Origin of the sequence: Polaromonas sp. 39-63-25, from assembly GCF_002278925.1 — a bacterium.
Lineage (GTDB): Bacteria > Pseudomonadota > Gammaproteobacteria > Burkholderiales > Burkholderiaceae_C > Polaromonas.
Genome location: NZ_NCJH01000009.1, coordinates 13,517 through 29,045 on the forward strand (window position 1 = coordinate 13,517; position 15,529 = coordinate 29,045).

The 15,529-nt window shown below is 64.6% G+C and carries 12 protein-coding genes; 7 read left to right on the forward strand and 5 right to left on the reverse strand.

Translation table 11 applies throughout. The features are described 5' to 3' along the window. Window positions 1-27 precede the first annotated feature (27 nt). From B7X65_RS12640 to B7X65_RS12650, 3 genes are all read left to right on the forward strand, one after another. Window positions 28-978 carry a 1-phosphofructokinase family hexose kinase gene (locus B7X65_RS12640; protein ID WP_293594661.1) on the forward strand — a complete coding sequence of 317 codons (951 nt, stop codon included), beginning with the start codon at window positions 28-30 and terminating at the stop codon, window positions 976-978. A 245-nt stretch (window positions 979-1,223) separates the two neighbouring features. Then, on the forward strand, window positions 1,224-3,698 hold the full coding sequence (ppsA, locus tag B7X65_RS12645) for a phosphoenolpyruvate synthase (protein ID WP_293594662.1): 2,475 nt from the start codon (window positions 1,224-1,226) through the stop codon (window positions 3,696-3,698). Further along, window positions 3,695-4,072 carry a CBS domain-containing protein gene (locus tag B7X65_RS12650; RefSeq protein WP_293594663.1) on the forward strand — a complete coding sequence of 126 codons (378 nt, stop codon included), beginning with the start codon at window positions 3,695-3,697 and terminating at the stop codon, window positions 4,070-4,072. The genes ppsA and B7X65_RS12650 overlap by 4 nt, the downstream gene beginning before the upstream one ends. Window positions 4,073-4,074: 2 nt before the next feature. Here the strand turns inward: B7X65_RS12650 and B7X65_RS12655 are convergent, their stop codons facing one another. Together B7X65_RS12655 and B7X65_RS12660 are read right to left on the reverse strand one after the other, a co-directional pair. Beyond that, window positions 4,075-5,988, reverse strand: a complete 1,914-nt coding sequence (locus B7X65_RS12655) for a PAS domain S-box protein (RefSeq protein WP_293594664.1) — start codon at window positions 5,986-5,988, stop codon at window positions 4,075-4,077. Window positions 5,989-5,990: 2 nt separating this feature from the next. Next, a complete protein-coding gene (locus B7X65_RS12660) occupies window positions 5,991-6,749 on the reverse strand; it encodes a Crp/Fnr family transcriptional regulator (RefSeq protein ID WP_293594665.1) in 759 nt (252 codons plus the stop codon). 535 nt (window positions 6,750-7,284) lie between these two features. On the opposite strand from B7X65_RS12660, the gene B7X65_RS12665 reads away from it, so the two are divergent. From B7X65_RS12665 to B7X65_RS12680, 4 genes are all read left to right on the forward strand, one after another. After that, on the forward strand, window positions 7,285-8,268 hold the full coding sequence (locus B7X65_RS12665; protein ID WP_293594666.1) for a Bug family tripartite tricarboxylate transporter substrate binding protein: 984 nt from the start codon (window positions 7,285-7,287) through the stop codon (window positions 8,266-8,268). A gap of 188 nt (window positions 8,269-8,456) precedes the next feature. Then, window positions 8,457-9,146, forward strand: coding sequence for a response regulator transcription factor (locus B7X65_RS12670; protein WP_293594667.1), 690 nt, complete (start codon window positions 8,457-8,459; stop codon window positions 9,144-9,146). Window positions 9,147-9,199: 53 nt separating this feature from the next. Further along, complete coding sequence (locus B7X65_RS12675) at window positions 9,200-11,125, forward strand: ATP-binding protein (RefSeq protein WP_293594668.1); 1,926 nt, start codon at window positions 9,200-9,202, stop codon at window positions 11,123-11,125. 109 nt (window positions 11,126-11,234) lie between these two features. Next, window positions 11,235-11,528 (forward strand): LuxR C-terminal-related transcriptional regulator, encoded by a 294-nt coding sequence (locus tag B7X65_RS12680; RefSeq protein WP_293594669.1) that lies wholly within the window; start codon window positions 11,235-11,237, stop codon window positions 11,526-11,528. Window positions 11,529-11,612: 84 nt separating this feature from the next. Here the strand turns inward: B7X65_RS12680 and B7X65_RS12685 are convergent, their stop codons facing one another. The 3 genes from B7X65_RS12685 to B7X65_RS12695 form a co-directional block, all read right to left on the reverse strand. Then, on the reverse strand, window positions 11,613-13,928 hold the full coding sequence (locus tag B7X65_RS12685) for an ATP-dependent DNA helicase (protein WP_293594670.1): 2,316 nt from the start codon (window positions 13,926-13,928) through the stop codon (window positions 11,613-11,615). 109 nt (window positions 13,929-14,037) lie between these two features. After that, the gene (locus B7X65_RS12690) at window positions 14,038-14,883 is read right to left on the reverse strand and encodes a dienelactone hydrolase family protein (protein WP_293594671.1); all 846 of its coding nucleotides are present in this window, start codon (window positions 14,881-14,883) and stop codon (window positions 14,038-14,040) included. A gap of 127 nt (window positions 14,884-15,010) precedes the next feature. Continuing rightward, window positions 15,011-15,436, reverse strand: a complete 426-nt coding sequence (locus B7X65_RS12695; RefSeq protein ID WP_293594672.1) for a potassium channel family protein — start codon at window positions 15,434-15,436, stop codon at window positions 15,011-15,013. Between the last annotated feature and the right edge of the window lie 93 nt (window positions 15,437-15,529).

The window sequence follows — 15,529 nt, forward strand, 5'->3', positions numbered from 1 at the left end:
TGGTCCGGCCGGAGTACAGTGGCAGCGATGCGCACCCCTGACATTCTGACCCTCACCATGAACCCTGCCCTGGACGTGTCGACGTCCACGGACAAGGTCACGGACACACACAAACTGCGCTGCGCTGCCGCGCAATACCATCCCGGCGGTGGCGGCATCAACGTGGCCCGCGTGTTGCAGCGCCTGGGCAGCAACTGCCTGGCGCTGTATCCGACCGGCGGCATGAACGGGCAAAGGCTGCGCCAGTTGCTGGACCAGGAGCAGGTGTCCAGCCAGTGCCTGGCCATCGCCGGCGAGACACGCGAGAGTTTTCATGTCCACGAAACGGCCAGCGGGCAGGACTTCCGTTTTGTCCTGCCCGGCCCTGCCCTGCGCGCGACCGAGTGGCAGGCCTGCCTCGATGTTGTTGGCGCTCTGGCAGCGGCGCCGTCCTGGCTGGTGGCCAGCGGCAGCCTGCCACCCGGCGTGCCGGCTGACTTCTATGCGCAGCTCACACGGCTGGCGCGCGCGCGCGGCAGCCGCGTGGTGCTGGACAGTTCGGGCCCGGCGCTCGCAGCGGCGCTGGCCGAAGGCGTGCACCTGATCAAGCCCAGCCTGCGCGAACTGCGCGAACTCACCGGCCTGCCGCTGGAGACCGAGACGCAGCGGCTGGCCGCGGCCCGCACCATCATCACCGCCGGACAGGCGCAGATCGTGGCGCTGTCGCTCGGCGAGGAAGGCGCCTTGCTCGTCACGGCCGAGCAGGCGCTGCGGGCCAGCGCCGTGCCTGTCGAGGTGGCCAGCACCATAGGCGCGGGCGACAGTTTTGTCGGCGGCCTGGTCTGGGCACTGAGCCGGCAGACCGATCTGGCGCAGGCTTTTCGTTACGCCATGGGGTCCGCCGCAGCCGCCCTGTTGTCGGCAGGCACCGCGCTGTGCCAGCCGGCCGATGTGGAACGCCTTGCCAGGGAAGTGATCGTCACACCGGCCGGTGCTTGATCTGGCGCAAGGCAGCAGCGACGGCCGGCGTCTACCGTAGGGAAGCGCTGAACAAGTCCCCTGCGGCGCGCGATCAGCCGGGCTCGGGCGGTCTGCGGCGTTGAATTTCTTGCCAATAGCCAGCTATTGGCAAGAAATCCGCCTTGCATCCCATCCCGATCCGGCTGCCGCGCCTCCGCAAGGACTTATTCAGCGCTTCCGTAGGCGAAAAACAGGCACAGGAGACGGCGCACGCGTCCGCAATCATGACAACACCTTACATACGCTGGTTTTCGGACTTGGGCATCGCCGATGTTCCCCTGGTGGGCGGCAAGAATGCCTCGCTGGGCGAAATGGTGCGCGAGCTAGTCGCGCAGGGCGTGCGGGTGCCCAATGGTTTTGCCGTCACGGCACAGGCCTACCGTTATGTGCTGGCGCAGTCCGGCGCCCTGCCGCGCCTGCATGAGGCCCTGGACGGCCTGGACGTGCAGGATGTCGATGACCTCGCGCGCCGTGCGCAGCGGGCGCGCGAGATCGTCCACGGCGCCGTACTGCCGGACGATCTTGTGGCGGAGATCGCCGCCGCGTATGAGCGCCTGCAGGCCGAATATGGTGAGCAGCTGACACTGGCCGTGCGCAGCTCGGCCACCGCCGAAGACCTCCCCACCGCCAGCTTCGCCGGCCAGCACGATACTTTCCTCAACGTGGCCGGCCTGGCCAGCCTGCTCGAAGCGATCCGCCGGTGTTTTGCCAGCCTGTTCAATGACCGCGCCATCGCCTACCGCGTTGAAAACGGCATCGATCACTTCAGTGTCCTGCAATCGGTCGGTGTGATGAAGATGGTGCGCTCGGACCGCGCCTCCAGCGGCGTCATCTTTTCGATCGACACTGAAACCGGCTTTCGCGACGTTGTGTTCATCACCGGCGCCTGGGGCCTGGGCGAAAACGTGGTGCAGGGCACGGTCGACCCGGATGAGTTTTATGTGTTCAAGCCCACGCTGAAGCAGGGACACCGCGCGGTGCTCAGGCGCAAGCTCGGCGGCAAGGAAATCCGCATGGTCTACACGCAGGCCGGGGGCAGCGAGACCACGCACAACCTGCCGACGCCGCCGGAGGACCAGACGCGTTATTGCATCAGCGATGAGGAGGTGCTGGAACTGGCCGATGCCACCGTCCGCATCGAGGACCACTACAGCCGCAAGGCCGGGCATGCCATGCCGATGGACATCGAATGGGCCAGGGACGGCATCGACGGCAAGCTCTACATCCTGCAGGCGCGGCCAGAAACCGTGGCCTCGCGCAAGATACCCGGCACGGTGGACACCTGGCGGCTGGACGCGAAGGGCAAGCTCTGCATCAGCGGCCGTGCCGTGGGCGGCGCCATCACCACCGGGCGCGCGCGCGTGATCAACGACATCAGCGAGCTCAACCAGTTCCAGCCCGGCGAGGTGCTGGTGGCGGACACCACCATGCCGGACTGGGGCACGGTGCTGAAGATCGCCTCTGCCGTCGTGACCAACCGCGGTGGACGCACCTGCCATGCGGCCATCGTGGCGCGCGAGATGGGCATTCCGGCCGTGGTCGGCTGCGGCCATGCCACCACCGCCATCCGCACCGGCGACGAGATCACGGTGTCCTGCGCCGAAGGCAGCGAGGGCCGGGTCTACGCCGGCCTGCTGCCGTTCACCAAGCGCAGCATCAACGTGGCCGGCCTGGCGCGGCCGCAGACACACCTGATGGTCAACATCGCCAACCCCGACACGGCCTTCCAGACCGCGCTGCTGCCCAATGACGGCGTGGGCCTGGCGCGCATGGAGTTCATCGTCGCCGAACACATACGCGCGCACCCGATGGCGCTGGTGCACCCGCAGAAAATCGACGACGCGGCAGTGCGCGAAGAGATCGCCCGCCTCACGCGTTCGTATGCCAGGCCCGCGGACTACTTCGTGCGCCAGCTGTCCGAAGGTGTAGCCACCATCGCCGCGGCCTTCTACCCCAAGCCGGTGATCGTGCGCATGTCGGACTTCAAGACCAACGAATACGCCAGCCTGCTCGGCGGGCGCTGGTTCGAGCCGGACGAGGCCAACCCCATGATCGGTTTTCGCGGCGCCTCGCGCTACGCGCACCCGGCCTATGCCGAGGGCTTTGCACTCGAGTGCGAGGCGATGAAACGCGTGCGCGACGAAATGGGCCTGGTCAACGTCAAGCTGATGATCCCGTTTTGCCGCCGTGTCGAAGAAGGCGAGCGTGTGCTGCAGGCCATGGCAACACATGGGCTGACGCGCGGTGTCAACGGCCTGGAGATCTACGTGATGTGCGAGATCCCCAACAACGTGATCCAGATCGACGCCTTTGCCCGCCTGTTCGACGGCTTCTCCATCGGCTCCAACGACCTGACGCAGCTGGTGCTGGGCGTGGACCGCGACTCGGACATCGTGGCCTTCGACTTCGACGAACGCGACCCCGGCGTCAAGGAGATGATCCGCCAGACCATTGAAGGCGCGCACCGCAACCAGCGCCACGTCGGCATCTGTGGCCAGGCGCCCTCGGACTATCCCGAGATCGCGCAATACCTGGTGGAACTCGGCATCGACGCCATGAGTGTCACGCCCGATACGTTGCTGAAAATCACGGTTGACGTGCTGGCCGTGGAAGCGCGGCTGGGGCGTGCACCGCGCAGCGCGGCGCAGCCCTCTTCCACACCAACCGCCCTATCCACTGCAGCCAGGAGCCTGTCATGAGCCAGACCATTTCGTCATTGATGCACCACGAGGTGACCCAGGTCGGTCCCGACGACACGCTGCAGGCCGTCGAGGCGAAACTGGTCGCCAAGGGCCTGTCGTGGGTGCCGGTGGTCGACGCCAGCGGCGTGGTGATGGGCGTAATCAGCAGCGCCGACCTGATGCGCGCGCACGCCGAGGGAAAAACCGCCCCCAAGGTCAGCGCGTGGCAACTGTGCACCTACAAGCCGGTCACCGTGCGCCCGGATGCCCCGCTCGGCGAGGTGGCCAGGCTGATGACAGAGGGCCACATCCACCACGTGGTGGTGGCCGAGGGCAATGACATCCGGGGTGTCGTGTCGTCGCTCGACTTCGTGCGGACTTTTGTGGTTTAGGGTCATGGTCGCTGGGCTGCGGATTCTGCCGGCAAAGTAAAGAAGAAGCAGGCCCCTATTCCGGGGGAGGATTCAGCCCATATCCGGCCACCGTGCCGCCCGATGACGCGGTGCACCGTGGCCAGCCCGATGCCGGTTCCGGGAAACTCCGAGACCCCGTGCAGGCGCTGGAAGGGCTCGAAAAGCTTGTCCATATAAGCCATATCGAATCCGGCACCATTGTCGCGAACAAAAAACACCGGCTCTCCTGCGGCGTCGCTGGTCTGACCGACCCTGATCTCGGCCTGCGCCCGTTGCCCGCTGAACTTCCACGCGTTGCCCAACAAATTTTCCATCACCCCCCGGAGCAGGCGCTCATCACCATGGGCCATCAGGCCACTTTCAATGTGAAGCGTCACCTGTCGCTCGGGCTCGAACGCCTGCCGGGCGTCCAAGCTATTTCGCGCCAGCATCGAAAGGTCGACCGGTTCGCTGCGAAGCTGCACGCGCGACATCTGCGAGAGCGACAGCAGGCCTTCAATCAACTCCCCCATCTGCATGGCGCCGGCCTGAATGCGCGACAGGTAGTGCTGAGCCTTCTCATCTGCATGCTTGCCAAGCTGTTTCGCCAATAAATGGCTAAAGCCGTGAATGGTGTTGAGCGGCGAGCGCAAATCGTGCGAAACCGTATAGGAGAATGTTTCAAGCTCCTGGTTTGACAGGCGCAGCTTGTTTTCAGCCGCCTTGATTTCGGTGATGTCCTGCAGTGCACCCACGAGCCGTACCACCTTGCCGTCCTGCAACAGCGCGCGACCCTGTGTACGGACCCAGATTCGCCGCCCTCTTGCCGTCACCATGGGAAGATCGAGATCCCAAGGGGCTCCCTCTTCAAGCGCCGCCATGAAGGCAGTCCTGATCACGGGCTGTGCCTCCGGCGTGTAAAAGCCTGCCAATTTTTCCAGCGCCAGGTCTGTCGGTGCATCCATCTCGCAGATGCGGTAAATCTCTTCAGACCAATAAGGCTCCATGGTCTGCGCGTCCACTTCCCACCCGCCCACCATGGCCAACGCGCCGGTGCGCTTCAACAGCTCGGCGCTGCGGGCCCTGGCCAGCTCTGCGAGCTTGTGGCCCGTGATCTCCTGGATCACCCCTGTTCGGCGCTTGCGCTGCGCGCTCTCGCCATCGGCCTGGCCCAGCAGATGAATCCAGCGCACCTCACCCACAGACGGGACAACCCGGAACTCGATGTCCATGGCCAAGCCGGCCTGAACGGCCGCGTTGCACGCTGCGTCGAAAACAGCACGGTCAGCCGGATGAATCAGTCGGAGAAAACCGTCATAGCTGCTGTCGAAAACGCTGCGGTCGACACCGAGCACGTCGTAGGATTCGTCGCACCACCACATCAGGCCGGTCGAGCGGTCGGCCTGGTAATAGCCAATGCGGCCGATGTGCTGCGCCTTCAGCAGCCTGCGCTGGCTCTCCTGCAAGCGCGCGTGGCTTTCGGCCTGTTCGCGCGCCAGCCGCTCCATTTCGGAGATATCGCGCACGATCGCCGTAAAAAGCTTGCCCTCAGAAGTGTCGAAATGGGAGATGGAAACCTCCAGGGGAAATTCCTCCCCGCTCGCTCGCAGCCCATAGACGACACTGCGCCCCCCCATGCGGCGGGACGTCACGCCCGTGATACCAAAGCGTTTGATCTTCTCGGCGTGGTTTGGGCGAAAACGTCCTGGAACCAGTTTCTCGAGGGGTTGCAGCAGGATAGCGTGCCGCGGCCAGCCGAATATTTCCTCGGCCGCACGGTTGTACAAAACAATCCTTTGCTGCTCATCGACCGTGACGATGGCGTCCATGGCCGAGTTCAGCACGCCCGCCAGCAGTACGGCCGCGTTGGCCGGATCACCGCCCCAGGAGTCAGGGATGTCGATGGGTAATTTCATGCTCATGGTTGCAGGAATAACCATTGCGACAAGGGTTTGGGCCGGATCTCGCAGACCCGGCTTCCGCGCCGCGCGATAAAGCCCTGGTCTTCGAGCAAGGCCAGCGCACGCGCCACCGATTCGCGGGTCGTGCCCAGCAGCTGCGCCAGCGCAACGTTCGACGGCAGGGTCACTGTCGCACTGTGATGAACCTCCGTCAGCAAGAGCAGGCTATGAGCGACCCGTCCTGCTATATGGGGACGGCTGGTGGCCTGCGTCCATCCGGCGATCGTTCCAAAAGCCACGCTGCAGGCTCGGCCGACCTGATCCCAGATCTTCTGGGCACTGCGCGCCAGACAGGCCAGCGCCTCCGTTGATATTTCACAATACCGACCGCTGCTCAGGGCAACGCTTCCCTGTTGGTTCGGTTGCCCGAAGTAACTGCAAAAACCAACGACTGCGCCGCGTCCCAAAATGGCGACTGGATCGATATGTCCATCGGAGCCCCTGCGGCCCAGACACACGCTCCCGACCTTGACGACCCTCAGGTGATGCACATGCTCGCCTTCCCGCGCTAATATGTCGCCCTTCCTGAAGCTGTGTTCTTCGATCAGTACTCCTCCGCCATCGACTGAATTTTTGAGGGACAGACCGCGCGCGATGCAAAACTCATACGAGGCACAGTTGCCGCATTTTCCGGGCAGTAATGGGCGGGCATCAAAATCTGCAACGAACGTCTTGACAGTCCCGCCAAGCGAAGCATTGCAGCCGCTGAGCTTCATAAGATTTGTATCCCATTTTCCCCGACAAAAAATTACCACATTTTGTTACAAATTAACACTTTCAGTCTAACCAATTCCATGTGCGCTTTATCGGCTCATTGCCGGCGTAACTGCGCGTTTCGTCACTAAATGGGTATTTACTGACCTAACTCAGATCCTCACTGCCATGGCGGGGCCGGCATGGCACGAAGGCTGGGCTCCAGGCGCGAACGCGGGCTGGACTGAACTGGGGGAAATTCAATGCATGACAAGTCACGCCCACCAGGTCTGGCGCATGGACAACCGCCGCGGGGACATACCGGGCCGCGCGAATGGTCAACTTCAGCCACCACCACGTGGTGGTGGCCGAGGGCAATGACATCCGGGGTGTCGTGTCGTCACTCGATTTCGTGCGCACCTTCGTGACCTGACGGCCTGACGGCCGCATCGCCGCTTGCGGCCGCCCCCGGAACCGCGCCCGGTCCCAGCCCGCGGCTGGCACCGTTGTTGCGTCAGAATACCCACCTTTGTTTTTACCTTCGAACCGGAGTCTTCCATGGTCAGTTCAACAAGCCGGCGTGTCCTGTACACGCTGCGCAATACCGTCGCCGTCGGCGCCCTTCTGCTCGCGGGTATCGCGCAGGCTCAAACCGGCACCATCCGGCTGCTGGTCGGTTTTCCGGCCGGCGGCGGCACCGACGTGATTGCCCGCACGCTGGCCGACAAGCTCAAGGACCAGCTCGGCAGCAACGTCATTGTCGAGAACCGCGCGGGTGCGGGCGGACAGATTGCGGCCCAGGCCCTGAAGGCGGCACCGGCGGACGGCACGACTTTTTTCCTCTCGCACGACCACACCATTTCCATCCTGCCGCTGGTGACCAGAAACCCCGGCTTTGACCCGGCGAAGGATTTTGTCGCGGTGGCCGGATTCGCCACGTTTGTGAATGCCTTCGCCGTGTCGGGCGGCACCCCCGCCGCCTCCATGAACGAATACGTGGCCTGGGTGCGCACGCAGGGCGGCAAGGGCAACGTGGGTGTGCCCGCACCCGCCTCGGTGCCCGAGTTCCTGGTCAAACTGGTCGGCCAGAAGTATGCGCTGGACCTGCAGGCCGCGCCTTACCGGGGCAGCGCCCCCATGATGGCCGACATGCTGGGCAACCAGATTGGTGCCGGCGTCGGCTCGGTGCCCGATTTCATCGAGAACCACAAGGCCGGCAAGATCCGCGTGGTGGCCGTGCTCGGAGGCAAGCGCCAGGCTGCCCTGCCCGACGTGCCGACCTTTGCCGAGCTGGGCCTGGCCGGCTTTGAAGACGTGCCCTACTACGGCATCTTCGCGCCGGCCGGCACACCCCGGGCCACCATCGACCGCTTTGCGGCAGCCGTGACCAAGGTCATCGCCATGCCCGACGTGCGCGACAGGCTCACAGCCATGGGCCTGAGCGTGGGTTACATGCCGCCGCAGCAACTCGCAACGCGTGAACACGCTTACACGCAGACCTGGACACGCATCATCAAGGCCAGCGGATTTCAGGCGCAGTAGGGCGGGCGGCCCCCGGCCCTCATCCTTGCTGCGCCGGCAGCCATTGAATCCATCACATCCCGGCATCCCGCCGGTGCGCCGGTCTTGCCAGGCCGGGCGTCACTAGTTTTAGTGACACGCGCCGGACCATCCTGGCGCAAAATGGCAGCCTTCCGCCCTGCGCCCCATCCCTGCCCCCCCATCCACGCATGCCCTCTGACGCCAGCACACCGCTTATTCACGTGGCCCTCGTGGAAGACGATGTGCACTTCCAGGGCGCCATCCTCACCGCGATCAATGCTGCGCCCGACATGACGGTGGTCAGCGTGTCCAGTACCCGTTCCGAAGGACTGCTGGCGCTGGAAACCGCAGCCGCCGACGTGCTGCTGGTGGACCTGGGCCTGCCGGACGGCTCGGGCATCGACGTGATCCAGGCGGCGCACCGCCAGTGGCCGCTTTGCGCCGTGATGGTCTGCACCACCTTTGGCGACGAGGCCCATGTGCTGCAATCCATCGAGGCCGGCGCCTCGGGCTACCTGCTCAAGGACAGCGCACCGGACAACATGCTGGCCGAGATCCGAAGCCTGCACGGCGGCGGCAGCCCGATCAGCCCGCTGATTGCGCGGCAGATCCTGACGCGTTTTCGCCAGGCCTCTGTCCCGGCGCCGGCCGCACCGCCTGCGCCGACCGGCAACGCCCAGGTGCAGCTGTCCAGCCGCGAAAAGGAAGTGCTGGAACTGATCACCAAGGGGTTTACCGCCGAGGAAATTGCCCGGCTCATGCAGGTCTCGGTGCACACCGTGCAGACCTATGTGCGACGCGTGTACGGCAAGCTCAAGGTCACCTCCAAGGCGGAAGCGATCTACGAGGCCAGGCAGCAGGGCATCCTGGCCGCCTGAGTGCCGGCCTGGCGGTTCAGGTTTCGCCCGGCAGGGCTGCTATAACTGCCCCCATGCTTTTTTTTACCGTTCTCCGTGCTGCCGCGGGCCTGCTGCTTGGCTTCTTCCTGGCCGCATCCGCCTGCACCGCCGCCGGTGCGAAGGAAGCCGGCCCGGAAAGCACCCTGCATATCACCGAAGCGCAGTGGCAGGCCCTGGACACCCCCGGGTTCACGGTGCCACCGCCCACGCTCGACAGCGCCGCCCTGCCCGGTGCCTGGCAGCCGGTTGAACTTCCCCATGCCCTGCCGGTGGCCCTGCTGCGCCAGGCCGCCTCGGCCATTGCTCCGGCCGGCACCGCGCGCATCACCTGGTACCGCGTGAGTGTGCCCGCGCTGGCCGCCGGCGCCGGCCCCATGGCGCTCTACGGTGCACGCGTCAAGACCAACGGCACCGTCGCGGTGTATGCCGACGGACAGCTGGTGCACCGGGCACAGCTTCAGGGCCCGCTGTGGGACAGCACGCGCACCCCGCTTTGGGTCCTTCTTGAAGGCGAAGGCTCCGGCAAGCCACCGCGCGAGATCCTGGTCCGGCTGGAACACACACGCGCCACCCAAGTCGCGCTGTCGTCGCTGTGGCTGGGCCCGGCCGAGGCCCTGAGCGGGCGCCACCACTTGCGCAAGTGGCTGCAGCTGGATCTGCCGGCGCTGTTCAGCGCCGCCTTCCTGGCGATCGGTGTGTTTGCTTTTTTTGTCTGGCTGCGGCGCAGGCAGGCGACCGGCTACCTGCTCTTTTTTGTCCTGGCGGTGACCTCCTTCGCGCGGAGCCTGCATTTTTATGTGGACCTTCCCGTGGCCAACGACTGGTTTGCCTGGCTGACGGTCAACTCCCTGTTGTGGTTGATCACGGTGGTGCACTTTTCGCTGGGCCAGTTGCATGGCCGGCCGCTGATCTGGCTGACCCGCGCCCTGGTGGTGTCGACCAGCCTGATCGGGCTGCTGACGCTGCCCGCGCTGGCCACCCTGCCGAACACGCCCAAGGTCACGCCGCTGATTTATGCGTTTGCGATGCTGATGAGCACCACTGTCGCGGTCGCGGGAGGCATCAAGAGCTGGCGCAGCTCTGCCGAGGGACGGCTGGTGGCCGTCGGCATCGGCGTGTGCACTGCGCTGGGCGCGGTGGACTGGCTGCTGCAAAACAACTTCATCAGCCCGGAAGGCTGGTACCTGAGCGCCTACACCAACGCGATCACCTTCAGCGTCTTCGGGTACCTGATGAACCGCCGCTACGTGGGCGCGATTGCCGACGTGGAGAAAAACAACGCCCAACTGGAGCAGCGCCTGCAGGCGCGCGAGACGGAGCTGGCGGCCAGCTACGAGCGCCTGCGCGAGGCCGAGCAACGCCAGACGCTGAGCCAGGAGCGCCAGCGCCTGACGCAGGACATGCACGACGGCCTGGGTTCCTCCCTGGTCAGCGCGCTGCGTGTGGTGGAAGGCGGGCGGGTCAGCGAGGCGGAAGTGGCGGAAGTGCTCAAGGGCTGCATCGACGACCTCAAACTCACCATCGACTCGATGGAGCCGGTCGAGGCCGACTTGCTGCTGCTACTGGCAACGCTGCGCTTTCGCCTGGGTCCGCGGCTGGCCAGCGCGGGCATCACGCTGCGCTGGGAGGTGGTGGACGTGCCGCCGCTGGACTGGCTGGACCCGCGCAACGCGCTGCACATCCTGCGTATCCTGCAGGAGGCTTTTGCCAACATCCTCAAACACACGCAAGCCAGCGAGATCCGTGTCGCCACCGGTTCCGGCAACGGTGGCGTGACAGTCACGATCACCGACAACGGCCCGGGGTTTTCGCTGGAAAGCGGCTTGAAAAAAGGCGGCATGGGCCTGCACAACCAGTTGCGCCGGGCCCGATCCATCGGTGCCGAACTGCGCTGGGACGGCCAGGGACCGGGCACGCGCCTGAACTTGTGGCTGCCCGAAAAACGCAGGCCAGCCTGAGCGCCGCCCGTTTGCCTTGTCTGTCTGTCACCAATTCTGGTGACAACATTTCCGGCCCGGGGCGCCTGCGGCACTTGCCGCGCCGCGTCGCTGCCGATTTAATTCAGGCATGTCCTCTTTGCAAACGCTCGCCTCCGATGAACAGCCCCCGTGCCAGGCAGACAGCCCGGCCGCCGCGCCGGCCGCGGGCACTGACCACATGCTCGCCGCGCCCCTGACGGCGCGCCAATGCCAGGTGCTGGCCCTCCTGTGTGAAGGCCTGTCCGACAAGCTGATCGCGCGCCAGCTGAACCTGTCCCACCATACCGTGCGCGGGCATGTCCAGATCCTGTACGGCCTGCTCCGGGTGTCCACACGCATGCAGGCCATGCTGGCAGCGCGCCGGCATGGCTTGTTCGGCTGATCGCCGCTATACATTTCATAGCTGGCTGCGCCCGCCCCTGCTGGGCTACAGGCATTTTTTATTGAAATTTTTTGAGCAGCCGACTCACGCGGCGCGCTGCGGCGGCAAACGCGCTTGCTGGTAGCCGACCTTCCACCAGCCCGGAAACAGCTCGCGCACCTGCGCCTGCGCATAACGGTCGTCAATCAGGTAAACCACGCCGCTGTCGGACTCGGTGCGGATCACGCGGCCCGCGGCCTGCACCACCTTCTGCAGGCCGGGGTAGAGGTAGGTGTAGTCGTAACCCTTGCCGAAACTGGCCTCCATGCGCTGGCGGATCTGCTCCGTCACGGGGTTGATCTGCGGCAGCCCCAGCGTGGCAATGAAGGCGCCGATCAGGCGTTTGCCCGGCAGGTCGATGCCCTCGGCAAACGCGCCGCCGAGCACGGCAAACCCGATGCCATGCGTCTCGGTCGTGAAGCGTTCGAGAAAGCCGCGCTTGGCGCTTTCCTCCATGCCGCGCGACTGCTCCCAGACCGGAATGGCCGGGTAACGCGCCTTGAACAACTCGGCCAGTTGCTGCAGGTAGTCGAAGCTGCTGACAAAACTCAGGTAGTTGCCGGGCGCCGCCGCGTATTGCCGGGCCATCAGGTCGACCATGGGTGACAGCGAATGCCCGCGATGCTGGAAACGCGTGGACACGTCGTCCACCACCTGCACCGACAACTGCTCGGCCCGGAACGGCGAGGCCACATCAATCCAGGCCGTGTCCCCGGGCAGGCCCAGCATGTCGCTGTAGTAGTGCGCCGGGCTCAGGGTGGCCGAGAACAGCGCCGCCGAACGTGCCGCCGCAAACCTCTGCGACAGAAAACCCGCCGGCACGACGTTGCGCAGGCACAAGACGGCACCGCCCCCACTGCCCGCAGCGTCGGTGATGTCGAACAGCGAATGGGTATCGAGCAGCTCGGCCATGCGCGAGAAATGCAGCACCTCGAAGAAAAAGTCCTGCAGCCTGCCGTCTATGCCGGCCGGATGGTCGGCCAGGTGGTCCAGGATGGCGCTGGCCGTCTGCTGCAGCGCGCCGCGAAAGGCCTGCGGCACCTCGTCGTACACCTGGTAGGCCTCGGCCTGGTCCTGGTGCAGCTCGTACCAGCTGCGCTGCAGGCGGTCCAGCACACGTTTGATGGCCACCGGCGCACCCTGCCGCGCCAACGCGAGGCGTGCCGGGTCCAGCTCGGCCGAATACATCTTGCGCGCGCGCTCGACCAGGTTGTGCGCCTCGTCGACCAGCACGCTGACGCGCCACTGGTTGGCCAGCGTCTGCGCGTACAGCATGGCGTTGATGTCGAAGTAGTAGTTGTAGTCGCCGATGACCACATCGCTCCAGTGCAGCAGGTCCTGGCCGAGGTAATACGGGCAGACCCCGTGCGCCAGCGCCACCTCGCGCAGTGCGCCCTTGTCGAGCGGGCCGACCACAGCCACGGCAGCACGCCGCGCGGCCGGCAGGCGGTCGTAAAAGCCCTTGGCCAGCGGGCAGGCGTCGCCGTGGCAGGCCTTGTCCGGGTGTTCGCAGGCCTTGCCCTTGGCCACCAGTTCCAGCACACGCAGCGGCAGCGCCGGCGCGCTGCGCTGGATGCGGGCCACGGCGTCCAGCGCCAGCTGGCGGCCCGGCGTCTTGGCCGCAAGGAAAAACACCTTGTCGAGCTGCTGCGTCGGACAGGCCTTGAGCAGCGGAAACAGCGTGCCCACGGTTTTGCCGATGCCGGTGGGCGCCTGCGCCATCAGGCAGCGCCCGCTGCTGGCCGACTTGTAGACCGCTTCGGCCAAATCGCGCTGGCCGGGGCGAAAACTCTCGTGCGGAAAAACCAGGGTCTGCAGCGCTTCGTTGCGCGCGGCGCGGTGGGCCATCTCCTGGCGGGCCCAGTCGAGAAAATGGTCGCACTGTTCTTCAAAAAAAACTTCCAGCTCGGCGGCGCTGAAGGCTTCGGTCAGCAGGGTTTCATCCTGCGTGGCGATGTTGAAATACACCAGCGCCAGCTTGACCTGGGCCAAGCCTTCCTTCTGGCAGAGCAGGTGACCGTAGACCTTGAGCTGCGCCCAGTGCAGATGCCGGTGGTTGGCGCGCATGGCCTCCAGATCGCCGCGGAAGGTCTTGACCTCTTCGAGCTGGCCGAGTTCGGGGTCGTAGCCGTCAGCGCGGCCGCGCACCAGCAAGTCTTTGTAGACGCCGCTCAGGCTGACTTCGGTCTGGTAATGCGCCGGCCGGCGCATCGCCACCATGCGGTGGCCCGCCATGCCTTCGAGGGCCGACGGCGAGGGCGTGAAGCGCACATCGAGGTCGCCGAGTTTGGCCGTGAATTCACACAGCGCACGCACGGCGACAACATAGCGCTTGTCGTCCTGGTTGCCGGGAGTGCTCATGGGGAAAAGGCGTGGTGAATGCCGGGCTGTATAAATAACCAGCATTGTAGCCAGACCAGGCTGTTTCAAGGCCCACTGCAATCCCCGCCCTCAAGCCGCGCCAACGTTTCTAGTTCGCTTTCAAGAAGTCGAGCGTGCGTCGCATGGCGTCGGCGGTGACTGAGCTGCTTCTCACATAACCGCGCCTCGCGTTGCTTTTGTCCCAGGCATGCGTGGCGTCGGGATAGACGTGCCAGGAAACAGGTTTGCCCGCTGCCTTCATTTCATCCAGTCTGGGGAAGCAGTCTTTGATCGGCGTTTCGCTGTCACCCGCCGCCATGAGCAGCAGCACCGGCTTGTCGGTATCGGTCCGCAATAGATTCCAGGCGGGATGGAACGCGCTGGGCTTGAAAGTGCAGGCGCCGTACCAGCCCACGGAAGCATTGAAGCGGTGTTTCACCTGAAGCATGGAAGCCACCTCGGGGCTGCCGGCAACGGCGGCGGCAAAACTCCCGAGGGAAAATCCCACCAGGTAAACCCTGGACGGGTCAACCTCAGGCATGCCTTTGAGATGCGCCAATGCGTCGAAGGTGTCCTTGTAGACCCGCGTGGCATTCACGCCCGCTGGCTTGCAGAAAGTGAAATGGTTTCTTGAGGTGTAAGAGTCCAGCACCAGGACGATATAACCAGCGTCAAGAATTTCCTTGGCGCGTTCATAGATATGGGGTTCAATCCCGCCGCAGGTATGCGCAACGACAACCGCAGGAAACGTACCGGGCCCCGCAGGCTTGAAAATGTTGTTTCCGGTAGCGCTGGGGACGCTCCATTCAGTGGCCGCTGCGGGAAACACCAGATTGGGATAATCGGCCACCTTGGTTCTGAACCATTCGGCAGGCTGCGCAAATGCGGAAACGGGGAGTGCCCCTGCGATGGCGACCGCCATAAAACAGGCAAAACCCGCAACTTTTTCAAACATAAATTCCCTCCCCGAAAAAAGGACGATAACAAATGTCGCCTTGGTTGCAAAGCTCGGGAAAAAGCCTTTCGCCAGAGGCAGTGCGCCAGGAAGACAACCCTTTGCCCCGCAGGCGCACCTTCGGGAACTACTTCCCGTTCCAGAACTTCTGCATCTCGACAAACAAAAAGGACGCCGTCCAGGTGATCAGCACCAGCCCGGTCAAGGACTCGATGCCCGTCAGGAAGCGCAGGTCACCGGTGGGCTGGATGTCGCCGAAACCCAGCGTGGTGAAGGTCGTGAAGGAAAAATACACGCAGTCCATCAGGCTGCCATTGAAGTTTCCCGTCAGGCCGCCCCATGTCTCGGCGTGATGAATGAAATAGTAGGCGAAGGCAAACACCCAGACCTCCACCGCGTGGGCCAGCAGCGCACCGCCGACGCCCAGCAGGATGCGCAGGCGATGCCGGATCTTCACCCGGGCGAGCAGCAAGGTCAGCCGCAGCAGGCATTCGTAGTGAATGATCACGGCGATGGACACGACGGCAATATTGGCCAGGACCACAGTGAGCACGGTTACCCTTCAAACGCTTGTTGGGAAAAAGCGGGCGCCATCACCCCGCCGAAAAGTGGGGGAAGGCGGTGCACCGCAGCTGGTCCAACTATA